Annotated in this window: 19 protein-coding genes; 11 read left to right on the top strand and 8 right to left on the bottom strand. The window is 42.8% G+C overall.

The features are described from left to right. Nucleotides 1–75 precede the first annotated feature (75 nt). Both queA and dinB read right to left on the bottom strand, forming a co-directional pair. Nucleotides 76–1,350, bottom strand: coding sequence for a tRNA preQ1(34) S-adenosylmethionine ribosyltransferase-isomerase QueA (queA, locus tag PG901_RS00070; protein ID WP_271133024.1), 1,275 nt, complete (start codon nt 1,348–1,350; stop codon nt 76–78). A 188-nt stretch (nt 1,351–1,538) separates the two neighbouring features. After that, nucleotides 1,539–2,624: a DNA polymerase IV gene (dinB, locus tag PG901_RS00075; protein ID WP_271133025.1), complete on the bottom strand. Its 1,086-nt coding sequence runs from the start codon at nt 2,622–2,624 to the stop codon at nt 1,539–1,541. A 424-nt stretch (nt 2,625–3,048) separates the two neighbouring features. Between dinB and PG901_RS00080 the strand changes: the two genes are divergently transcribed. Beyond that, complete coding sequence (locus tag PG901_RS00080; protein WP_271133026.1) at nt 3,049–3,294, top strand: hypothetical protein; 246 nt, start codon at nt 3,049–3,051, stop codon at nt 3,292–3,294. Nucleotides 3,295–3,379: 85 nt separating this feature from the next. On the opposite strand, the gene maiA is transcribed toward PG901_RS00080, so the two are convergent. Continuing rightward, nucleotides 3,380–4,018, bottom strand: a complete 639-nt coding sequence (maiA, locus tag PG901_RS00085) for a maleylacetoacetate isomerase (protein WP_271133367.1) — start codon at nt 4,016–4,018, stop codon at nt 3,380–3,382. Between the two features lie 196 nt (nt 4,019–4,214). Here maiA and PG901_RS00090 point away from each other — a divergent pair, with 196 nt between their 5' ends. Next, on the top strand, nt 4,215–5,087 hold the full coding sequence (locus tag PG901_RS00090; protein WP_271133027.1) for an IclR family transcriptional regulator: 873 nt from the start codon (nt 4,215–4,217) through the stop codon (nt 5,085–5,087). 62 nt (nt 5,088–5,149) lie between these two features. Here the strand turns inward: PG901_RS00090 and PG901_RS00095 are convergent, their stop codons facing one another. The 4 genes from PG901_RS00095 to PG901_RS00110 all read right to left on the bottom strand — a co-directional run bounded on the left by PG901_RS00095 (nt 5,150) and on the right by PG901_RS00110 (nt 9,675). Further along, nucleotides 5,150–5,725 carry a VOC family protein gene (locus PG901_RS00095; RefSeq protein ID WP_193007454.1) on the bottom strand — a complete coding sequence of 192 codons (576 nt, stop codon included), beginning with the start codon at nt 5,723–5,725 and terminating at the stop codon, nt 5,150–5,152. Between the two features lie 134 nt (nt 5,726–5,859). Beyond that, nucleotides 5,860–7,161, bottom strand: coding sequence for a fumarylacetoacetase (gene fahA / locus PG901_RS00100; protein WP_442966830.1), 1,302 nt, complete (start codon nt 7,159–7,161; stop codon nt 5,860–5,862). A 199-nt stretch (nt 7,162–7,360) separates the two neighbouring features. After that, entirely contained in the window at nt 7,361–8,557 is a 1,197-nt protein-coding gene (locus tag PG901_RS00105) for an amino acid aminotransferase (protein ID WP_271133028.1), read from the bottom strand. 188 nt (nt 8,558–8,745) lie between these two features. Next, nucleotides 8,746–9,675: a LysR family transcriptional regulator gene (locus PG901_RS00110; protein ID WP_271133029.1), complete on the bottom strand. Its 930-nt coding sequence runs from the start codon at nt 9,673–9,675 to the stop codon at nt 8,746–8,748. Between the two features lie 160 nt (nt 9,676–9,835). Between PG901_RS00110 and hppD the strand changes: the two genes are divergently transcribed. The 8 genes from hppD (at nt 9,836) to PG901_RS00150 (ending at nt 20,530) form a co-directional block, all read left to right on the top strand. Continuing rightward, nucleotides 9,836–10,936 carry a 4-hydroxyphenylpyruvate dioxygenase gene (gene hppD, locus PG901_RS00115; RefSeq protein ID WP_271133030.1) on the top strand — a complete coding sequence of 367 codons (1,101 nt, stop codon included), beginning with the start codon at nt 9,836–9,838 and terminating at the stop codon, nt 10,934–10,936. Nucleotides 10,937–11,226: 290 nt separating this feature from the next. Next, entirely contained in the window at nt 11,227–12,207 is a 981-nt protein-coding gene (locus tag PG901_RS00120; protein WP_271133031.1) for a phenylalanine 4-monooxygenase, read from the top strand. Between the two features lie 141 nt (nt 12,208–12,348). Next, entirely contained in the window at nt 12,349–12,690 is a 342-nt protein-coding gene (locus PG901_RS00125; RefSeq protein WP_201565875.1) for a 4a-hydroxytetrahydrobiopterin dehydratase, read from the top strand. 92 nt (nt 12,691–12,782) lie between these two features. Beyond that, nucleotides 12,783–14,207, top strand: coding sequence for a Na+/H+ antiporter NhaC (gene nhaC / locus PG901_RS00130; RefSeq protein ID WP_201624175.1), 1,425 nt, complete (start codon nt 12,783–12,785; stop codon nt 14,205–14,207). A 249-nt stretch (nt 14,208–14,456) separates the two neighbouring features. Continuing rightward, nucleotides 14,457–15,161, top strand: a complete 705-nt coding sequence (locus tag PG901_RS00135; RefSeq protein ID WP_271133032.1) for a hypothetical protein — start codon at nt 14,457–14,459, stop codon at nt 15,159–15,161. Between the two features lie 842 nt (nt 15,162–16,003). Continuing rightward, nucleotides 16,004–17,431: an aminobutyraldehyde dehydrogenase gene (locus PG901_RS00140; protein WP_271133033.1), complete on the top strand. Its 1,428-nt coding sequence runs from the start codon at nt 16,004–16,006 to the stop codon at nt 17,429–17,431. Nucleotides 17,432–17,475: 44 nt separating this feature from the next. Then, a complete protein-coding gene (locus PG901_RS00145; protein WP_271133034.1) occupies nt 17,476–18,276 on the top strand; it encodes a nuclear transport factor 2 family protein in 801 nt (266 codons plus the stop codon). A 901-nt stretch (nt 18,277–19,177) separates the two neighbouring features. Further along, nucleotides 19,178–20,530, top strand: a complete 1,353-nt coding sequence (locus PG901_RS00150; RefSeq protein ID WP_271133035.1) for a hypothetical protein — start codon at nt 19,178–19,180, stop codon at nt 20,528–20,530. 11 nt (nt 20,531–20,541) lie between these two features. Here the strand turns inward: PG901_RS00150 and PG901_RS00155 are convergent, their stop codons facing one another. After that, complete coding sequence (locus PG901_RS00155; RefSeq protein WP_271133036.1) at nt 20,542–21,627, bottom strand: helix-turn-helix transcriptional regulator; 1,086 nt, start codon at nt 21,625–21,627, stop codon at nt 20,542–20,544. Nucleotides 21,628–21,914: 287 nt separating this feature from the next. Between PG901_RS00155 and PG901_RS00160 the strand changes: the two genes are divergently transcribed. Then, nucleotides 21,915–23,969 (top strand): alkyl/aryl-sulfatase, encoded by a 2,055-nt coding sequence (locus PG901_RS00160; protein WP_271133037.1) that lies wholly within the window; start codon nt 21,915–21,917, stop codon nt 23,967–23,969. The last annotated feature ends 64 nt before the right edge of the window (nt 23,970–24,033 follow it).

Raw genomic sequence — 24,033 nt, forward strand, 5'->3', positions numbered from 1 at the left:
ATAACAAAATACTGTTTAGTTTACCAGTTTATTTCACCGCTGTTGTGAACAATGCATTAATTGTTTGCTTAATGTTTATTCTTGCAACTGAATCTTTTTATCAAGCAGCATGGCATCACCATAGCTAAAAAAGCGATATTGGGTATTAATGGCATGTTGATAGGCTTGCTCGATAGCGGCTTTGCCTGCAAATGCAGAGACTAACATCAGCAACGTAGACTTTGGTAGATGAAAATTAGTAAACAGTTTGTCTATAACACCAAACTTAAACCCTGGATAAATAAAGATATCGGTATCACCCGCCCAACTAGAAAGCGCTTGTCCATTGACCGCTGTTTTTTGATACGCAGTCTCAAGCACGCGTGTGACCGTTGTTCCAATCGCAATCACTTGCTTACCATTGGCATGCGTTTGGTTGATGAGGTCAGCAGTGGTTTGGGGCAGGTGAGCATATTCGCTATGCATGGTGTGATTGAGCAAGTTTTCTGTTTTTACAGGGGCAAACGTACCGGCACCAACATGTAAGGTGACAAAAGCGGTATTAATACCTTTGGCGGCAAGCTTGTCTAACACGAGCTCATCAAAATGTAAGCTGGCGGTCGGTGCAGCGACGCTGGCAAGTTTGGCAGGGTCATGAAAAACCGTCTGATAACGGGTATTGTCAGTCGCATCGGCGTGGCGCTCAAAGTAGGGCGGAATAGGCAGCTCACCATAACGCTCTAAATCAGGCAGAATAGACGCCTCAAAAGCTAAAATAAATAAGTTATCTTGGCGACCAATCATCACAGCGTGCATATGACCGTCGGCAATCTGCAATCGTTGCCCAAGTTTGGGTGCTTTACTGGCTTTAACATGACAAAGGGCAATATGCTCTTGGCTAACGGTTGCACCGTCTGTCGTTTGTAAATGTAAGGTCACGCCATCTAAATCTGATAGCTCAACCAAACGCTCAATAAGTACTTCTATCTTACCGCCCGTGTCTTTTTGCCCAAACAAGCGCGCTTTCATGACTTTGGTGTCGTTAAAGACGATTAGGTCGCCCGTGTTTAGCAGGTCGGGCAGCTCAGAAAATTGTTTGTCTAAAATCTGACTGTCAGTATTTTCTTGATTGTTTTTAGCTACATATAGCAACTTTGATGCCGAACGCTGCGCCAATGGGTAACGAGCGATTAAGCTGTCTGGCAGCTCATAATCGTAATCGTCAACACTAAGATAGTCTAAAACGTCATCGTTCTTATTAATATCGTTATTTAGGTTTTTATCAGTACTGTTGTTGAAGTTTTTGTCGGTATTATTATTGGGCGTATCAGTGAGATTAACATCTGGGTTTATAGGTTGAGAGTCAGTCATAGTCGGTCTTTCAATAGATAGAAGTTTCGAGGTAATTGTAGCAGAAATGCGGATATGAAAGAACGGTTTCCTAAGCATTAGCCGTTCATAAATGACGAATGGCAAATAAAATAGCCTAAGCAAAAAATTAAGGTATGACAAAGTGATGGCTTTGTTTCCAATAGCTTTGTTTGCAAAGATTTAATGACTTATTCAAATAAATTTAGCTGCGGCAGTATTTGCGTGGCAGGCGTTAACGAAGAAAAAGTCACACCGACAAGCCGGATAGGCAGCAGACGTGGAATATCTAAAAACAGCTTATCAAGCCAGTAATGGGCAGATTCGGCGCTATCAAAAGCCGTGGATAAGGTGTGCGAACGCGTGACTTGGGTAAAATCGGCGTATTTGATTTTAAGGGTAATGGTATAGGCGACTAGCTGCTTTTTATGCAGCTGCTCAAAAGCATCGGCGTTTTGCTCGTATATTTGTATACGTAGCTCTTCATCGTGACTTAAATTGTCTCTAAAAGTGGTCTCAGAACCAACCGACTTATGAATACGCTGCGATTTGACGGGTCGTTCGTCACGACCATGGGCGATGTCATGATAAAACTGTCCACGTTTACCAAATTCATTGACTAGAATGGCAGCAGGGGTGCGCCGTAGGTCAGCACCCTTACTGATACCCATCGCATGCAAGCGTTTCGCTGTTGCTTTGCCAATCCCATGGAAACGCTCAATAGGCAATGTGCTAATAAACGCCTCAGCATCCGCTGGCGTAATTACCGCCGTGCCATTGGGTTTATTAATATCAGAGGCAATCTTGGCGAGCATTTTATTAAAGGACACGCCCGCAGAGGCATTGAGTCCTGTCTGCGCTAAAATTTGCGCCCGTAGCCAATTTGCCATTAGTGTGGCTGAGCCGTGATGCACGCTCAGTCCTGTCACATCAAGATACGCCTCATCCAACGATAATGGCTCAACCTGCGGCGTCAAACTGTGCATAATGCGGCGAATATCTTGACTGACCGCTCGATAGACATCAAAGCGTGGCCTAACAAATATGACATCGGGGCAACGTTTACGAGCTTCATAACAGGACATAGCGGAGCGTACGCCAAACTTACGCACCTCATAACTGGCAGCTGCAACCACCCCGCGACCATTGGGGTCGCCACCGACGACTAACGGCTTGCCGCGTAGCTCAGGAAAGTCGCGCTGTTCTACACTGGCATAAAAAGCATCCATGTCAATGTGAATAATCTTGCGAGGGCTGGGTGTGATAAGAGCAGTCATAACCACTATTTTACCTGATTTGGCTTCTTAATTTTAGTCTCTGTTATTGGGTATAAAATTGTTTATAAGGAGATGAATACTATTGTTAGAATAAGGCGAGCAGGTAGCGCTAAGCATGCTAGCAGACGTTATCAATGAGATATTTGGCAAAATTAATCAGCTTCATTTAACGTTTATCCGAATATTCCTACCGTTTATCGGCAAGAAGTACTTTCGATGTTACAGTTTTGCTGCTATTGTTTTACAATAAAGTATCCAAAGAGGTTAGTGGCTGTTAAATGAGTACGACTTGATGATTTTATTTTTCAGCAGAAATGGATGTTTGTATAGCTCATGTCATGCTCATGGAACGAGCAATGATGCAAGGTATTAGCAGAAAAACACTGGTTTTTACTGATAGTACAGGACAGTTAGGGAGCTGGATATGAATGGTGAGTTAACAGGGAGCGATTTGACCCGCGCATTACTTAAACGTAGTGATAAACCAATATGGTGTGCAGTTGATGATGAAAGTGATGAACAAGCGATGATGGATCATGATGGTAATGATTTTACCGCCTATATCGTATCATTTAAAGATGGCTACTTTTATTGTAGCTGCGGCACACCTTGGGCATATGCAGTGCCAGTCAAGATAAGTGCAATCACGCAGTATGAGGTGAACGTTTGAGTAGCATGGTAAGTAGTAAATCACCTATATAAAATAGCCTCATATTTAGAGGCTATTTTTTTGTCAACAGTAAGCGCTTAGTGCATTAGGTTGCATCAGGTTGAGCCATGGGATCGGCGTCAGCAAAGGCTTTTAGTGTGCGACAATGTGCGTCAATCTCGGCGATATTGGGATAAGCACCTAAGTCTACTTTAAAGCGCCGTGCCGACGAGACTTGCGGAATCAAATAGCAATCTGCAAAAGTAGGGCTGTCGCCATAGCAAAATTTCCCACGAGCTTTATCTTGCGCTAAGCGTTTTTCTAACGCTGCAAAACCCTCACTTATCCAGCGATTACACCATTTTATGACTTCATCTTCGTCTACTGATAGCTCATTGCGCAGATACTGCAAAATACGGCGATTGTTAATAGGATGAATATCACAGCCAATCATGGCGCTTAGCGCACGTACCTGCATACGAGGGGCAGCGTCTTTAGGCAATAGCGGCGTCTCAGGATAAACCTCTTCTAACCACTCTAAAATAGCCGGGCTTTGAAACAACAGCAAATCATCTGCTTGCAATACAGGCACCAATCCTTGTGGGTTAATGGCTTTGAACGCTGACTCAAGCTGCTGATCTTTTGCCAAGTTAACCGCGATATACTCATACGCTAAACCTTTAAGATTCATCGCGATACGAGTACGATGCGATGTTCCGCTACGAAAGTAGCTATATAACTTCATCATTATCAATTCCCTTTATAATGGTAGGTTGTTTGTGTCATAAGTGGTTATAATTATTGATACCATGCTTATGTTATATAATCCAAATAAGTAATGTTAAGTCGTAATGTTATAAATAGTACTGTTATGGGATTTCCATAAATAATACATTAACAAAGTAGACCATCAATTGAACAAACCACTGATTGAGCAAAACATGCCCGTATCTGAAAATCTGAGAGACAACCCTACTAGCAATAAAAACCAAGGTGGTGTGCAGTCACTTGAAATTGGATTGTCAGTATTAGACGTTCTAATCAATCACAACGAGCCTATGATGCTAAAGGATATTGCGCAAAATGTGCAAATGCATCCGGCTAAGTGTCATCGTTATTTGGTCAGTCTTATTCGCAAAAATTATGCGCGGCAGCTGAACGATGGTCGTTATGGACTTGGCGTGCGCGTTAATGCACTGGCAGCATTGGGGCAGACTGGGTTTAATCAAAACAATATCTTGGAGCGGCTAACCCATATCGCCAATGAGATTAAAGACACGCTATACTGCGGTGTGCAAATTGCCAAATGGTTTAGCGAAGGTCCGATTATCATTCAATCGGTTGAGCCAGATAGCCCTATCAGCATCATCACTCGTATCGGCTCGCGTATGCCGCTAACAACGTCGGCGACAGGGCAATTATTTGCCAGCTATCAGCCAGATGCCGTTATCGAGCCATTGGTGACGGCTGAATGGCGTATAGAGGATAAAGCAGTCATCGCAGAAAAGTGGCAGCACTTTAACCAGATGCAAGCCAAGATTCGCACCCAAGGCTATGCTACGGTGACCGGTGATATGCTGATGGGGATTAATGCCATTACCATTCCAGTGATTGTGCCTCAATCCGCCAACACTGCTGCTATTCAGTCCGCTACCAATGACAAGTTATCTGTTAATAACCAATCATCTTTTGATAATTTGCCATTAGAATATGCCATTACTATCATTGGTACCACCGAGCAGTTGCCGATGAGTGAGCAATATAACGTGGTTGAGCAAATACTGGCAATCGCGCAGCGTTATCAAATAGCGTAGCCAAGACTCGCTACTTAACTTCTTAATAAAGTAAAATTTAACCATCCAATAAATTAACGCTATTACTCACCTGCAGGCGCGACTTCTCGTGCTTGCGCCAGTTCCTCTGCATGTAAAAACTGAGTATGAGCGGGTGCACGCTTGGTACGCGACCATTCTTCTAACATCTCATATTTCATCTCTTCCGTAATCATCGAGACCTTTTCTTCTGAGGTAATATCATCGTAGGTGAGCTCCATACGATGGCCATTAGGATCAAAGAAATAGATAGAATGGAAGATACCGTGATTGGTCACGCCGACCACGTCAATACCATTTGCTTCTAAATGCTTTTTTGCGGCCATTAACGCATCACGGTCTTTTACTTTCATGGCTAAATGTTGCACCCAGTTTGGCGTATTGGGGTCAAAGCCCATTTCCGGTTGATTGGGCACTTCAAAAAACGCCAACACATTGCCATTACCGGCATCTAAAAACACATGCATATAAGGGTCAAAGGCTTTGGTCGAAGGTACATGGTCCTCAGCAAATGCTAAGATGAAATCCATATTGAGGTATTTTTTATACCATTCAACGGTTTCTTTAGCATCCTTGCAGCGATAGGCTACATGATGGATTTTTTCAATTTTAAAACTCATATCAAACTCCTTTTGATAAAGCGTGCTACTTAATAAGCTGTCAAACCTGTATTAAACTAAATGGTGATAGTTGTCCGACAGCCTAAGTAATTTTTTTACGCCTGTTTTATTTGTAAGTGCTTTATATACTAGAACTATTTGTCAAAATCGAATGTGAGCGCAGGCAAGACCTTACCGCGTACTTCACCAAAGCCAACACGAATGCCGTCTTTTTCACTATAGCCTTTCATAATCACGGTATCGCCATCTTCGATAAAGCTGCGTGTCTCGCCGCCTTTTAAAGTGACAGGTTTGGTGGCATTCCAAGCAATCTCTAACATCGAGCCATAAGAATCTGGCGTCGGTCCTGAAATCGTCCCTGAGCCCATCATATCGCCGACTTCTACTTTACAACCCGTGATGGTGTGGTGGGTTAGCTGCTGCGCCATTGACCAATACATATATTTAAAATTAGTCTCACAAACCACCGTTGCTTCGTCTGCATTTTCAGGCAATAACTCGACTGATAAAGTGATATCAAAGCTGCTATCAGAGGCTTTTTCATTGAGATAAGCCAGTGGTTTTGGCTCTTGCGTTGGGCATGAGGTTTTAAAGGGTGCTAAAGCATCCATAGTCACAATCCATGGCGATACTTCAGAAGCAAAGGTTTTGGCATTAAAAGGACCTAAAGGCACGTATTCCCATTTTTGGATATCGCGGGCTGACCAATCATTAAGTAATACCATGCCAAAAATATGGTCAGCTGCCTCATCGACTGCAATCGGTTGACCGATATTATTGCCTTTACCGACGACAAAGGCGGTTTCAAGCTCAAAATCTAGACGCTTACAAGGTGAGAAAATAGGACGGTCATCAGCATTGGGTTTTAGCTGACCCGATGGGCGTATCACATCCGTACCACTAATGATAACGGTGCTGGCGCGTCCGTTATAGCCGACTGGCATTTCAGTCCAGTTAGGCAGTAGGGCGTTATTTGGGTCACGGAACATAGTGCCAACGTTGGTCGCATGCTCTTTAGAAGAATAAAAGTCGGTAAAACCGGGCACTTGCACCGGCAGATGCATGGTGACGTCTGCTTGCTTAAACAGGGCTTTTTGCTGCAAGTCTGCATTGTCGCGCAAGGTATCATTATCAGCAGACAATAGCGTTTGAATGGTGGTGCGCGCCTTGGTCCAGTTTTCGCGACCAGAATCAATAAAGGCGTTTAGGGTTGGTTGATCAAAATATGGACCGTCAGCCAAACTTAATAAACCTTCTGCTTCGAGTACTGACAAGTCTAATACCTGCTCACCGATAGCGACGCCAGCGCGACGGTTGTTATTACCAGCAGCGTATTTGGTTTCACTAAAAATGCCATAAGGTAGGTTATGAATAGAAAAGTCAGAATCAGTGGCGATATCGATAAATGAGGTGAGGTTTTTGTCAATCGTTGACATGGGGAAGCTCCTTGCTAAAGCGCATATTGAATTACGTTATAATTAACTACTTACGTATAATGTAATTTATAGCCAAACAGATTGCAAGGTTTTTTGTGCAGTGTTTTTTAGAGAATAAGAAAATATCAGGCATAAAAAAAGGCTGAGCAATAACTCAGCCTTTTTATTCACATGGTTTTTATGAAATCGCGTTAGATGATTAGTCTTTTAAGACGTCGACCATCGCATTGGCAACATAATCGATATTACTGCTGTTTAAGCCGGCAACACACATACGCGAGTTCGATACCATGTAGATACCAAACTTACTTTGGAGTTGTTCAACCTGTTCAGGCGTTAGGCCCGTAAAGCTAAACATGCCGTTTTGCTCAGTTAAGTAATCGAAGTTACGATCAGAGATTTTCTCTTCCAATACTGATTTGAGCTTTAAGCGCATGGCTTTGATACGGTCACGCATCGCATAAACTTCGCCAACCCATTGCTTATGTAGCGCTTCGTCGTTCATGACGATATCGACCACACGACCGCCATGTGATGGTGGGCTTGAGTAGATGCGACGTACGGTTGCATTTAGTTGACCAAAAACGCGCTCAGTTTCGTCTACTGTTGGGCAAACGACCGATAAACCGCCGACACGCTCGCCATATAGCGATAAGTTTTTAGAGAATGAGTTGCTCACAAACAGTGGCAGACCCATATCGACGGCTTTACGAATCGCGTAAGCATCGCTGTCCATGTCTTCGCCAAAGCCTTGGTAAGCGATGTCCATAAATGGAATCAGCTCACGCGCTTGAATGACGTTTAGGACAGTATCCCACTGCTCACGAGTCAAGTCCATACCGGTTGGGTTATGGCAGCAAGGGTGCAATAAGATGACATCATCTTTATTTAAAGTCTCAAAAAAAGCAATCATCTCATCAAATTTGATGCTGCTGGTCGCTTTGTCGTAGTACGGATATTTACCGACTTCGACGTCAGAGCCTTCAAAGATAGCAATGTGGTTGCCCCACGTTGGGTCGCTGACGTAGCACTTAGACTGCGGGAACCATTCATGGATAAATTCTGCGCCCACTTTTAACGCACCAGAACCGCCGATAGTGGCGATGGTCGCAACCAAACCGTCTTGTAAGATTTGCGCGTCTTTACCAAACAGCAATTCCTGACAACCTTTACGGTGTCCGGGTAAGCCGGCCATTGGCAAATAAGGACGAGGAGAGATTGGGTCGGCAATACGCTGTTCAGCCGTTTTGACACACTCAAGGACGGGCAATTTGCCATCCTCATCATAATAAACGCCCACGCCTAAATTGACTTTATCTGGGTTGGTGTCGGCGGCAAACTTGTCCATCAATCCTAAGATCGGGTCACCGGCATAATAATCGATACGTTCAAACATTTTTTTTCCTTACAAGGGAGATGAGTTAAGGCGTTAAAAAGCATAAACCAGTTTGGCGATTAACTCAACGTTAGATTCAGCGATACTGATTAATTAACGCATTTTTTTGTTTATTGGCAAATTTTTGGACAGATTTAAGCCTTTGCCAAACTTAAGTAACGAGTTGGTTAAAGGAGGCTTAAATACACTTAAATACTCTGTAAATCATCAAAGTGACTGGCAAAGTAAGATTGCAAGAATTGCTTAAAGGCAATACTGGCGGGTGATAATGCCCGTGACGAGCGTTGGTAAATAAAAAAGCGGCGCATTTTGGCCGGTTGTGCCAAGGGGCGCATCTGTAAGCCATTGGCGCTTACCCAATCTATCACCTCCGGCATATAAGGCAAGCACAAGGTAATGCCAAAACCTTGGCGGGTCATCTCAAGGGCGGTGGACATAAAGTTAACTTTATAGCGCGCCTGCTGGATATGGCTGGCAATACTCTCATCAAGCTCGGCGGTCACCTGCTCAATAAATGGCCCTTGCAAGGTAATAAGCGGAATGTCTACCAAGTCCTGCCAGACAACCTCTGATTTTTGTGCCAGCGCATGGCTGTCAGGCATCACCACACAAAACGGCAGCTGATATAACAAATCGGCGCTGATGTCATCCTCAGATTCCATAAAACCAAGCTCAGTCCCGACGCCCAAATCTACCTCGATGTTTTGAATGTGTTCTAAAACATTTTCAGCTGAGCAATCAAGCAAAGACACGCTAATATCTGGATATTCTTTAGCAAACTGGGCAATAACCGCTGGCATGGAGGAGGCGGCAAATTGCGACACCGCAAGCCTAACCTGACCTTGTGCCAAACTTGTCAAACTACTGGCTTCATTTTCAAACAGCTGCATCTCATTTAAGATACGCCGCGCTTGGGGCAATAAATGATGCCCGACAACGGACAAAGAAAGCTGGCGTGTGGTGCGATCAAACAACACGATACCGAGGCTAGATTCTAGCTCTTTAATCAAACCACTGACGGCAGATTGGGTCAAATGCATCTGCTCACTGGCACGGGTAAAACTGCCATTGTCGGCAACGCTGATAAAAGCGGTCAATTGGCGAATACTGATATTCATAAGAAAACCTGATAAATAAATCAAAAAATACGATTAGTCTTATAAATCAAGCTAATCTAATATAAATGCATCGTCAATAAGAATTATTGATTGAAGTTATTTTTTAGCATTATATTTTTACTGTTTTTTATACCACCAATTGAAATTAAGGATGATTACAATGGCCGATTTATTTGAAAACCCAATGGGATTGCAAGGGTTTGACTTTGTTGAATTCGCCTCACCTCAACCACAAGCTGTTGCAGAGTTATTTGAGCAGCTGGGTTTTACCCATGTGGCCAATCACCGCTCAAAGGACGTGGCGTTATACCGTCAAGGTGATATCAACCTTATCATCAATCGTGAGCCAAAAAGCCAAGCCAGCTATTTCGTTGAAGAGCATGGCGCTGGGGCTTGTAGCATGGGTTTTCGCGTCAAGGATTCTAAACAAGCCTATGAGCTGGCGATTGAAAAAGGCGCGCAGCCAGTAGATGTGCCAACAGGGGTGATGGAATTAAGACTGCCTGCTATCAAAGGCATTGGCGGCTCTCTCATCTATTTGATTGACCGTTTTAAAGATGGCGAGTCTATCTATGATGTCGATTTTGAATTCTTACCAAACGTTGATAGACGCCCTGTAGGTTATGGCTTTAAAGTCATTGACCATCTAACGCATAACGTTTACCGCGGCCGTATGGCGTATTGGGCAAACTTCTATGAGCGCATCTTTAACTTCCGTGAAATCCGTTATTTCGATATCAAAGGCGAGTACACCGGCCTGACCAGTAAAGCGATGACCGCCCCTGATGGGAAAATTCGTATCCCGTTAAATGAAGAGTCTAAGCAAGGCGGCGGCCAAATCGAAGAATATTTGATGCACTTTAACGGTGAAGGTATTCAGCATATTGCCTTAGCCAGTGATGATTTATTTGCCAGTATCGATAAGCTAAAAGCTGCCGGTATTCCATTGATGACCGCACCAAACGCGGCCTACTATGACATGCTAAGCGAGCGTTTACCAAACCACGGCGAGAATGTCTCTGAGCTGCAAATGCGCGGTATCTTGCTAGATGGCACCACTGAGGGTGGCAAACCACGTCTACTGCTACAGATTTTCTCTGAAACTATCTTGGGTAGCCCAGTATTCTTTGAATTTATCCAACGTAAAGGCGATTACGAAGAAGGCTTTGGTGAAGGTAACTTTAAAGCCTTGTTTGAGTCTATCGAGCGTGACCAAGTCCGTCGCGGCGCGATTGGTCAGTCAGAGACCGAAACGCCGTAACTTAGTTCAACACCGTAACTTGGTCTAAAGTTTATCTGTTAGCGCTGATATACAAGTGCTTATGTATCCATGCTTATATATCAGTGCTCAGAATAAGATCAGTGCTCAGAATAAGAAAATGGACAAGACGAAAGGATAACGTCTTGTCTTCATTAACCCTCATTATTACGACAGTCACTTTAAAGTATCGGTTCAGTTTAACTAAGATTAATTGAGTTTAACTGAGGTGGCTTAAGACAAGTTAATGATGCAAAGTTAATGTAACCCACGGTAATAAAAGGAATACAGGCATGGAACGCCTATCACAGACAACGTCTTATAGTAAAACCGTCAGTGCCAATAGTGTGGTTTTAACACCGCGAGCAGCTGATGGATCTCATCACGACCATTCAACTCATATAAAGCAGCCTTACGTCTCGCGTCAGCCAGACAGTCAGGGGCATATTCATTATAGTACCGATGAAAATGCCATGTGGCAGGCGCTGCTTGAACGTCAAGCCACGCAAATACCCAATCGTGCCTGCTCAGCCTATCTAGAGGGCCTTAAAAAACTGAATTTGCCATCGACGTACATCCCGCAACTACATGATATCGATGAGGTACTGCAAGCGACGACTGGCTGGCAAACCGCGGCGGTTCCTGCGCTTATCAGCTTTGGTAAGTTTTTTAAGCTGTTGGCAAATAAATCCTTCCCTGTGGCGACCTTTATCCGTCGCTTCGAAGACATGGACTATATCGAAGAGCCTGATATCTTTCATGAAATCGTTGGCCATTGCCCGCTGCTGACCCATCCTGCGTTTGCGGCTTTTAATGAGACGTATGGCAAGCTGGGTTTGAATGCCAGTAAAGAAGAAAGGTGGTTTTTAGCACGACTTTATTGGTTTACCATCGAGTTTGGCTTGGTTGGTAGCCGTCCTGACAATCGCCGTATCTATGGCGGCGGTATTTTAAGTTCGCCTTCTGAAACCCTTTATGCGCTGAGTGGTACTTCGGATAAGCAAGCAGAACATCAGCAGTCCCAATGCCAGCCCCAATGTCAGCCACAATCTCAATACGAGCAAACCCATTACCAACAACCAGAATATAGAGCGTTTGATTTGCTTGATGTGTTACGTACGCCTTATCGCATTGATCATATTCAGCCGATTTATTATGTGATTGATGATTTGAATACGCTATTTGATATCGTCGATAGCGACATCATGGGCATGGTCAAGCAGGCGATGTCACTAGGATTGTTTGAACCCACTTATGCGGCAAAAAACTCCTAAACGATTCAGGAGAATACTTAGTAGTATTTAAGAGGTTGCACCATTTATATGGTTTAGCACTAATGGTTTAGCACTGAAGTAATAGCGTCAACATGGACGTTCGTTTATTAAAAATAATAGTTAACATAAAAGGAAATTATAATGACTACATTATCACAAGCCAGCTGTGAAGCCTGCCGTATCGGCGCACCGACCGTTGACGATACCGAAGCGCGCGAGCTATTAACACAAATTCCTGAGTGGTCGCTGATTGAAGTCGATGGCATCAAGCAACTACAGCGCCAGTATAAATTCAAAAACTTTGTCACAGCAATGGCATTTGCCAACGAGCTTGCTGAGATTTCTGAAGCAGAAGGGCATCATCCGGGTATCTTGGTAGAGTGGGGCAAGGCCACCGTCACTTGGTGGTCACATAGCATTAAAGGTCTGCATCGCAATGATTTTGTCATGGCCGCGAAGACCGATAGCCTACTGGGTAAGTGATGAGGGTAGCAATAATCATTGCAACTCATTAAACTTGTCCAACCCAAAGCCAACCCCAACGCCAGAATCCACTGGCAAGCTAAGGATGTGTGATGCCGCCAAAAATACTAACCCAAATTTCACCGCAACTGGCGTTTATGATTTCTGCCATTGTCATCGCCATCATGGGCGTTACCATGATTGGCTTTGGCTGGGTGCCGCATTTATCATTGATACTTGCTATCTGTGTGTTACTGGCCATCGGTCTGTTCAAAGGTTTAAGCTTCGATGATATGCAAGCGCAAATGGCGTCTGGCGTTATGCGTGGTATCGGTGCGATTTATTTATTCTTCTTTATTGGTTTGATGGTCGCCGCCTTGATGATGTCTGGTGCTATTCCGACCCTGATGTATTTTGGTTTTCAGCTGATATCGCCAGAGTATTATTATATCTCAGCCTTTGTATTGACCTCTATTATCGGTATTGCTTTGGGCAGTAGTTTGACCACTGCCGCCACACTTGGCGTGGCTTTTATTGGTATGAGCAATGCCTTTGATGCCAATGTGGCGATTGCCGCTGGTGCAGTGGTATCAGGAGCGTTTTTTGGTGATAAAATGTCGCCGTTATCGGATACTTGTACCATTGCCTCATCGGTTGTGGGTATTGATTTGTTTGAGCATATTCGCAATATGATGTATACCACTGTACCGGCGTGGATACTGACAGTGATACTGTTCTGGTTTTTCTCTGGGCAAACGGCTGGCTCGGACTTAAGTCAAGTGAGGGTATTGCAAGGACAGTTAATCGAAAGTGGCTTGGTACATGGTTATGCCGTACTGCCTTTCGTCGTGCTAGTAGGACTGGCGATATTTCGTGTTAATGCCATTTATACCATCATTTGTACCATCGCTGCGGCATTGATTATTACTTACTTACATAGCTCGCCAAGCTTTGGTCAGTTGGGCGGTTATCTGTTTGCAGGTTATGCTCCTGCTGAGTCATTAGAGCTGGGCGAGGTAGGCGGTATGCTATCGCGCGGCGGTGTCCAAAGCATGTTCTTTACCCAAGCGATTGTGATATTGGCGCTCAGTCTTGGTGGCTTGCTGACGGCATTAGGTATCTTGCCAGCATTATTATCAGGTATTAAAGACAATTTAACGACAGCAGGGCGTGCTATTTTTGCTGCTGCCATGTCGGCTTTAAGCATCAACGTACTTATCGGTGAGCAGTACTTGAGTATCTTATTATCAGGAACCGCCTTCCGACCGACGTTCGAGCGTTTAAACTTACACCCAAAAAACCTATCGCGCACCATTGAAGATGCCGGTACGGTGATCAATCCATTGGTACCTTGGAGTGTGTGCGGCGTGTTTATCAGCCAAGCGTTGGGCGTTCCCGTACTTGATTATCTGCCTTATGCCTTCTTCTGTTATTTATCGCTACTATTAACGATATTATTTGGCTTTACAGGGATAACCATCACGCGTAAAGATGGCACCAATGTCCGTAAGCACCAAAAAGCACAAGTTGCTAATTAACGATAGGCTATTTTAAAGTAAATTGAGCTAGCATTAGCGGTCTAAAAAACCACTCTAACCCGATTAGAGTGGTTTTTTTTGGGCAATTTGAACCATTAAACGATATATCTAAAAGTGGCTGAATAAGAGATAATAGGTTATATAGATTTCTAATCACTAAATGAACAAGAAATGTGCATTTAGACACTACTAACGCTTTGTAGTCGCAGAAATCTTATACATTTTACTTAAATAAAAAGGCAGTCCTGCATGACCCATAATAATCCATATAACCTGATACCCTTGCAACCTACGGGCAGAAATGAAACCAATACCGCCAATACTTATTCACCTGAAGACATGATTACCATTTACGAGCAGCAGTTTTTGACCGAAGTGCCAGAAGATAAACTCACAGAATTCTTGCCTTTTTTAAAAGCTTTTTATGATATTGATAACCATACCTTAGATGTCAGCGCCATTATTTTCGATGCGATTGCTGACTCTTGTATTATTTATAATCATAAAGTCAAAGCTGGGCGTTATGAGATATTAGAAGGATTGGTAAAAGAAGAGATTGAAGCAGACGCAAGCGAAGTAGAGAGCGAAAGCGCTGAAGAGGAACAAGTACAAGCCTATACCCTAGAGTGTAAGCGTACTTTTTTTATTAATGATATAGAGATGCCTTATCATTTTAATTTGTTTATCCATGGCGATAGTTATTCTACCTTGACCAAAAGAGATAGCTTGTTAGAAAAAATGTACTGGTTTGTCAGTGACAGTTTTGATGAGCAGTTATTAGATAACTCTGATGCTACAGAGAGCTTGGAATCTATTAATGAGCAACTGGCAAGCTTGGGTATTCGAGAAATGGATTTGACTACTATTCATGAGCTAGTGGACTATATAGAAGACAGCCTTATAGATGATGATATGGCAGAAGCAGTTAATAAGTTGTTGGATGAAGCCGAGTAGCATTGAATATATCGTTTACTGTTAAAAAACGACCACTCTAAGTTTATTAGCGTGGTTTTTTTCGATAGGACAGCCAATTTTAAATAACAGGCAATAAAAAACCCTCGTAATCGATAGATTGGCGAGGGTTTCGTATATTGAACCAGTGGTTGGAACAGGTATAGGGGGTTAATTCATTGAATGATTTATAGAGACCATCCTAAATTCTTTATGATCTCTTAGTCTTAGTTACACCTCGTTTGTTTTAAATGAAACTGGGGTTTTTTTAGTAATTTTACTCGTATTCTTTACAAATCCACTGGCTTATTTTGGCTCTTTATTATTACTTATAAGTATCTTTGGTACGCTGCTATTCTCAGTTATCTCACATTTCAATTCTAAATAACCACTTCTAAGCTAGACTCACATTACAGGTAAATTGCGTTTGCTTTCAGTTCACAAGCTGTCTTATAGATTACTAGTATAGGTAATTTTGTTTACAGTTGAGTGAGATGGTAACTAAATTGAATAAAAAGTAATTGATATTATATTCAATTTATCAAGATTTGACTGTATGGAAATAATATAAATAACCTCTAAACCTATCTTTAAGTTTCGTCTGTAATTGAGCGCCCATCTATTGTCGAGGTTTTCTCGAGTCAGATACGAGAGATGAGAGTATCTCTTTATTGTGGCAGTAAAGTATTTTATAAGATTGGGCGCTAAACTTATCTTATTTAGACAATAAATATTTAACTATTTGAATTTAAAAGGTTTAAGGGTGTATTTGACTATTGTTTGCAACTCTATATGAACCATGCTAGCTTTGATATTATCAATCATATATATATCAGGAGTACATAATGAGTCAGCGTCAGAACTTCGTCAACAACCGATACGTTAAGTCACATAGCTCAGTTAACTTCGATTTAATTGATCCAACGACAGGAGAGAGTATTGGTAAGTCTCCAATCTCCAATAAACAAGACGTCGAGGAAGCATACGCTGCAGCCGAAGCTGCTACAGCCACATGGGGACGTACGACTCCTTCAGACCGGCAAGCAGCAATGCTAAAAATCGCTGATGCTCTAGAGGCACGTCGTGATGATCTAGTAGAGGCGCAAGTGCGTAATACTGGCCAGCCAAAGTATTTGGTTGCTTCGGAGGAAGTAGATACTGGTATTGACCAATTAAGATTCTTTGCGGGTGCTGCGCGTATGCTCAATGGTGCTCCATCAGGCGAGTACTTGGAAGGCTTCAATTCGGCACTTCGTCGCGAACCGATCGGCGTTGTTGGGCAGATTACCCCATGGAACTATCCGATTATGATGGCAGTGTGGAAGATAGGGCCTGCGCTTGCAGCCGGAAACACGATTGTTCTAAAGCCGTCAGATACTACGCCCGATTCCACGCTATTGATGGCGGAGATTGCAGCAGAGTTTCTGCCCGAAGGTACGTTTAACGTCGTACTAGGTGATGGCGAGACCGGTGCTTTAATATCAAGCTCGAAGGTACCTGGGCTGGTGGCAATTACTGGCTCCGTACAAGCGGGTATGGCAGTCGCTGCAACTGCAGCGAAGAATCTGACTAGAGTGCATTTGGAGTTGGGTGGTAAGGCTCCGTGTGTAGTCTTTGATGATGCTGACCTTGACGCAGCCGCTACGAATCTCGCTGAAACTGGTTTTTTCAACGCCGGTCAGGACTGTACGTCATCTACCCGAATCCTCGTTCAGGAATCCGTCCATGATGACTTCCTCGCTAAGCTAGTCAAGGCCGCCGAAGCTACGACTTACGGAACACCTGAGAAAGAAGATATTCTGTACGGGCCACTCAATAACGCAAGCCAACTTGAGCGGATTGAGGGTTTACTAGAGCGTCTGCCTGACCATGCTACGATAATGACTGGGGGTAAGCAGGTTAAAGATATGTCAGGCTTCTTCTTCGAGCCTACCGTGGTCGATGGTTTGCGTCAGGACGACGAGGTCATTCAGGACGAAATTTTTGGACCCGTTATAACTGTGCAGACGTTCTCGACGGAAGAAGAGGCGGTACGCATGTCCAACGACGTGGAGTACGGTCTAGCATCTTCAGTATGGACGAAGGATCATGCTAGAGCGTTGCGAGTATCGCGAGACTTAGATTTTGGATGTGTCTGGATCAACTGCCATATCCCCCTTGTCGCAGAGATGCCCCACGGTGGCTTTAAAAACTCTGGCTACGGCAAGGATTTGTCTAGGTATGGTGTAGAAGAGTACACCCGACTCAAGCATGTCATGAGTTCGATGGAATAACTGCAAATGTAATATAGAATATTATATAGAAGGAGAAAATCGACATGACGGACAGGACTGATATTCGTGAACTTGTGGTTACTGCTGACCGAGAATTATTCACCGAACACGATGTGACTACTCTAGATCGAAACTTTTCACCCGATTATATCGAGCATTCACCGCTCGTTGCTAATGGGCTGCAAGGTTTAAGAGATCTTGTTGCAGGGGCTCCCGATATGCGCCATGACGTGGCACGTGTATTAGTAGATGAGGCTAAAGGGTTAGTCGCCTTCCACGGCTCGTACCCAGGGCTAGATCCGGATGAGTTGTACGTCGGCTTTGACATTTACCGAGTAGCAGGCGGCAAGATTGTTGAACACTGGGATGGGCTTGTGACCGAGACACCTCCCAATGAGTCTGGACACACACAATTAGACGGACCGACTGAAGTAGATAGGTCAGCGGACACTGAGGCTAATCGTGCACTTGCGAAGAAGGTGTGGCACACTTTCCTACATGAGCAAGATTACCAATCTATGATCGGATTTGCTCGACCAGATGGCACATTCACGCAGCACTCCGGTGATATCGCTGATGGTGTTACGAACATGATTGAGTTTTTGGAGAAGCTGAAACAAGACGACGGCGCACTGACCTATGATACATTGCATCGTACTGTTGCCGACGGTAACTTTGTATTGACACATTCTGAAGGCTCTATCGGCGGTGAGCGCCATTCGTTCTGCGAGCTGTGGCGTATTGAGGATGGTCACATGGTTGAGCTGTGGGATGCGATTGCGCCTGTGCTACCCGATAGTGAACTCGCGCATCGCCATGGCGCGTTTACCTCGACGGAATCCTGAGAGTAGGCGTTTATTTGAGGCAAATAGAATGATGGAGCTGAGTACGCTTGTGTAATCACCTCTTTTCTTATGCCGCTCGTTTTCAAGAACTTAGTGTATTAAGTTTCTTCTGATCGATAGAGTCTAGTTAGTATCGAGAATTAGCATTTTAATTAAAGCTCCAGAAAATGGTTTCCTCATAGATCGTAACTTTAATCATATATCCAGTGTTTAATATTCGAACCAAGAATTGTAATACAAATCGCTTAAAAGCGGTTTTTAGTAAATAGTATATGGTTCAATTAATTTGAAAATAATAATATCAAACGGATGTGGTCGAAGAGTTTTATCCCATGGAGACAGAGGATAGTAGCAGTCAGCAAAGCTTTAATAATGGTATTGCTACGCACAGCGTCAGTAATATCGAGCAAGGCCTGCGCAAAAGTGTGACGGCGGTAAGTTAAACCTATCAAGACAGATAGGTGACATAAAAAGGAGCTGATCATTCAGCTCCTTTTTTTATTGCTTCAAACAAGACTAAAGGACGGAGCGTATAGGATGCCGTAAAAAAATATGGGACTCCCTAACTGTATGAGAGGAAACGCTCTCATTCACTTATAAGGAGCAAATCATGGAAACTTTAAACGCAACACAGCCAGCAATCGAGCAATGCAATCATATACCGCAGCTACTTAGCGTCAAAAAAGTCATAGAATATACAGGTATCAGCCGCTCAACTATCAATTAGAAGGCTATTTTTCAACTATAAATGCACAGTAATTAAACTATGACCCGAAATGACATAGTAGTCATAATAGCTGACTCGGATGCACCTATTGAGTAAGTAATGACTCTGTTAGATTTATTAAGTTAGTCGGTATAACGCTAAACAAGGATGTAACTATGATAAACAGGAGTACTTATGCTTAATATAAAAAGGCTTACTTTAACAAGTGCCATAATAGTTAGTGTTGGATTACTAGCTGCTTGTGGTGACGATAATGAAACCACTGTTACTATTCCAGACCCCAATCCCCCCGAGGGTATTGAGGCTTGTTTTTGGGGAGGTCCTTACAGTATCGATAATCCAGATGCAAACTTCGCTTATCCTGATACTGGTGCTACCTACTGGCATGCAAAATATACCTTACCTAAAGACGCAACCTTAAAGCTAAAAGGTGAGTATCCTTTTGCCCGATATATGTCGTTTAATAGCTATAGACAAGATGCCTCTCCAGCATTTGCATTGAAAGACAAAGACATTATTGCAAATATGGGTTCTATTAATCCTTTCCTTCAGGGTGCTCAGCGTAATAGTAATAAACGGGGTTATGAAATTGAATTGGCTAGTGGCGAGGCTCCGATAATACCGCTAAATAATACTTTGTATGACTATGTCCAAGATAATGGCGAATCGCTACTACTTTATCGAGTCTATGTTCCTAATAAAGGTAAAGATGTTACCGGTGGTGTAGGTCTGCCTACTCCAGAGTTGACCTTAGGTAATGGTCAAGTATTAACAGGTCAAGCAGTGTGTGACACTCTTCAGTCTAAGCAAGAGTTGATAGAAATCCCAATTTTACCTGATCAAACTTATGCAAGTCTTCGCCAAAACAACCCTGCAACACTAAATCCAATATGGCGTGCGGTCTATAACATCCAGTTTACTCTTAGATGTGGGTTTTTGGGACAGTGTGACGGTAATCCTGTCAGACAAGTGCCTTGGTATGCCAATTTAGATAATCAATACGTTGGAACTTACATAGATAGAGATATTAAACATATTGCTGTCATACGCGGTAAAATTCCAAAGGTTCCATCGACAGTTAATGGCGATGAAATATTTGACGAGAGTGACGCTCAAGTACGCTATTGGTCTATGTGTCAAAATGAATTTTATTCCCAAAAAGTAACGGGCTGCTTATACGATGAGCAAGTCACTATCAATCCAGATGGTTACTATACGATTGCTACCAGTTTACCGTCAGATCGTCCAGTTAATGCTACTGATGAATGTGGCGTAGGCTTCCTACCTTGGTCGGATAAAGGCGATGGCTTCTCTATTGTTGCTGGTAGACAGGACAATAAAACAGACGGGTTATTACTTATGAGACATATGCTGCCAGCTGCTGATTTTGACAATGCTATTCAGAATACTTCAGTACCGGGAGACGAAGTAGAAGTATTAGGAGAGTTTTTACCAAAGCTTGAGTACTTTACCAAATCCGAGTTTGAAGCATTAGGTTGTGATGCTTATAAGTCTTTACCTCAATAGGTAGCTACAGCTCAATAATCTGATCTACTATGACTCCGATGCAGCTTTTGATAAGCCATCGGAGTCATTGAATACCAGCGTTTAAAAGCTTGGAAGAACTGACTATGAGACTGATACCCCAATAGAAAAGCCACGTCAGTAGCTGAGAGGTTCTGCTCCACCAAGAATTTATCAGCCATCACCTTTTTCGTATGTAGTAGTACTTTTTGAAACGAGGTTTCCTCTTCACGTAACCGTCTTTGCAAGCTACTGACGCTGATATTTAGGACTTGCGCTACAGTCTCACGGGTTGCTTCACTAAGTCCTATGATAGTCATCAAGATATGTTGGCAGCGCTCAGCGTAGCTCAAATCAGGAAACTCTTTATCAAGCATATAGTGCAACGGCCCAATGAAAAAGCTACTTTCAATTGATATGTCAGCACCTGCCGATAAGTTCAAATTTGATTGAGAGCTATAATTTTTTATTAATGGATAATATAAACTATTTTTTTTGCTAGCAAGCTCAGCTGGGATGCATAAAAGTTTTTTATAGAGCTCACTGCCGTGTGTTGAGTTCCGATGCGCGATAGTAAGTCTTACAGGCTGTAGAGCACTGAATTCGGCTAATATTTTATGTACAGCGAGTATGACACCATCAATTTGATGGTTATTAGCTAGCTTTGGCATACTTGGATTAAAGTCTAACCGTAATAAGCTTTTCTCTATCACTAAAGTAACTTGTATGGACTCGGTGATAATTTTGAAGTAACGGCTAACCAAACGGCAAAGCACAATAAATGGAATCTCTATTTCAGCTTTTAGTAAAGGATTAATGCAAAGTTTTATACCTTTATATAAAGGTAGTGCTTTTACATCAGTGAGTTCCATTATTTTTAGCCCTATGTACTCTTCTTGAAGGAGCTGTACGGCTAAATCAATTTCACGGGTGACAATCTCCAAGGGAACACGATCACCTATAAAAGTATCTAAATCTACTGATAATGCCATGATTTTAGGAATGTCATCAGCACGATTAATCTTAAATAAGTATAAAGCTAGCGCCTTTCGATTAGAAAGCACCATGCTTTTATGCACACTAAATTTTTTGTCTTCCATATTCATTCTCGTTTATCTATGCGCTTAACTAGGGCGTGTCCTCAATTCAATCTATGGACATCTAAATGGGCTAAAAATGGCTAAATTTTGCCAAACTTCGTCAAATAGCTGGGTAATATCCCGATATTAACTGCACTATTTTCCTTGTTTGGCGTCAATTTATCTCATTTTTATCACCATTTTTAAAATGAGGACACGCCCTAATAGAGAAAATATTGTCCAAACTTTGAACCATTGTGTCATTAAAATTTAAACTAATGAAGTTTACTAAAAAAAAGGAATTTGTAATGGTAAACCCCATCTCCTTAAATGGGATTCGTCCTAATGTTTTGAGATCAAGTCGACTGCTACTACTTTGTAGTAGTATGCTGCTAGTAGCCTGTAATGACTTATCAACAACTAAAATAGCCGTTAATGACGGCGAACGTGCTGCAACAGCCAGTACAATAGAAGCAAACCGTCAAGTCGCTAATGAGCTCAATATAGCGGATCAGCAGGACTTCGAAGATGCGCGTCGTGGCCTAATTGCTAGTATAGAGGGCATGCAAATAGCATCTTCATCTGATGCCACTAAAAACGTTTGGGATATGGCCGCTTATGACTTTATTAAAGGCGATGCTCCAGACACCGTTAATCCTAGTCTATGGCGACAGGCTAAGCTTAACAATATTCAGGGATTGTTCGAAGTGACTCCCGGTATTTACCAGTTGCGTGGTTTCGATTTGTCTAACATGACCCTTATCAAAGGAGATAGTGGCTGGATTGTAGTCGATACGATGACTTCAAAAGAAACGGCAAAGTACGCTTTTGATTTTGCCATGAAGCATCTGGCTAAGCGTTATCCAAATACGACTAACATTAGCGCTATTATTTTTACTCATAGTCATATTGACCACTTCGGTGGGATATTAGGTATTATCAGTCAAGAAGAGATTGCCAAACAGAACATTCCAGTGATTGCTCCTGGTGGATTTATGGAAGAAGCGACCAGTGAAAATATTCTTGCGGGTACCGCGATGAGTCGTCGTGCCGTTTATATGTACGGTAAAGATTTAGCACGTGATGAGTACGGTCATGTCGATACAGGTTTAGGTAAAGGTCCAGCCTTTGGTCAATTTAGTATTACTAAGCCTACCCAACTCGTTAATGCTACACCTACGAACCTAAAAGTAGATGGGGTAGATTTTAATTTTCAATATACCCCAGAATCAGAAGCACCAGCGGAGCTGACTTTTTATCTGCCTAAATACAAGGCTTTTGGCGGAGCTGAGCTAGTCTCACGCAATATGCATAACCTCTATACTTTACGAGGTGCGAAAGTTCGTGATGCGATGAAATGGAGCAGTTACATTGAAGAGGCGCGTAACTTATTTGCCGACGCTGATATTTACTTTGCTAGTCATCATTGGCCTATGTGGGGTCAAGAAAAAATCCAAACCTTTTTGACCCAGCAGCGTGATACGTATAAATTCATTCATGACCAAAGCGTACGTCGAATGAATAAGGGTATGACGCCTGGTGAGATTGCAGAAGATATAAAGTTACCGCCGAGTTTAGCCAAAGTTTTCTCTAATCGTGAATATTATGGCACGGTCAAACATAATGCACGCGCTGTCTATCAGAACTATCTTGGCTGGTATGATGCCAATCCTGCGCATTTAGATCCGTTGCCTGACTCGCAGCGAGCGAGTGCTTATGTAGCGATGATTGGTAGTGAAAAGATGCTAGCACAATCACAGACTGCATTTGATAAAGGAGATTATCGATGGAGTGCTGAATTATTGAACCATCTGGTATTTGCTGAACCCAATAATACGGCTGCCCGAAAACTACTAGCTAGCAGTTACGATCAGCTTGGCTATCAAGCAGAGTCGGGACCTTGGCGCGATGTTTATTTGACAGCAGCGCTAGAGCTTCGTCAAGGCACTCCTAATACAGGTATTGACATGGCTTCTATGGAAGGTGTTTTCTTGCAAACACCCGTATCGAATTTCTTTGATACCCTAGCAGTTCGCCTAAAATCTGAGGACGCTACTGATAAAGACTGGCGTATCAAGATCAATTTTACTGATTTGAATGAAAGCTATTTATTATGGGTAGAGAATGCCGTTCTACATCATCGGTTATTAGATAACAAGATTCCATTACAACATGAAGTCAATGCTACGCTCAGTCTTACTCATCCTTTGTTTATTGATATGTTAATCGGTGAAGCAGGGGTTAAAAAAATACTATTGTCTGATGAGTTGACTATTGATGGGAGCAAGATAGATTTAGTGAGGTTCTTAAGTCTATTTGAGAAACCGCCGACATCTTTCGGTATAGTACTGCCAGAGGCCTAAAGCTCTCGGATTTCTAATATTCGTTAAAGTGATAACGATTCTAATAGCCTTTGATACCCGTAGG

The organism is Psychrobacter sp. ANT_H3, assembly GCF_027919975.1.
In the GTDB taxonomy this organism is placed as follows: Bacteria; Pseudomonadota; Gammaproteobacteria; order Pseudomonadales; family Moraxellaceae; genus Psychrobacter; species Psychrobacter maritimus.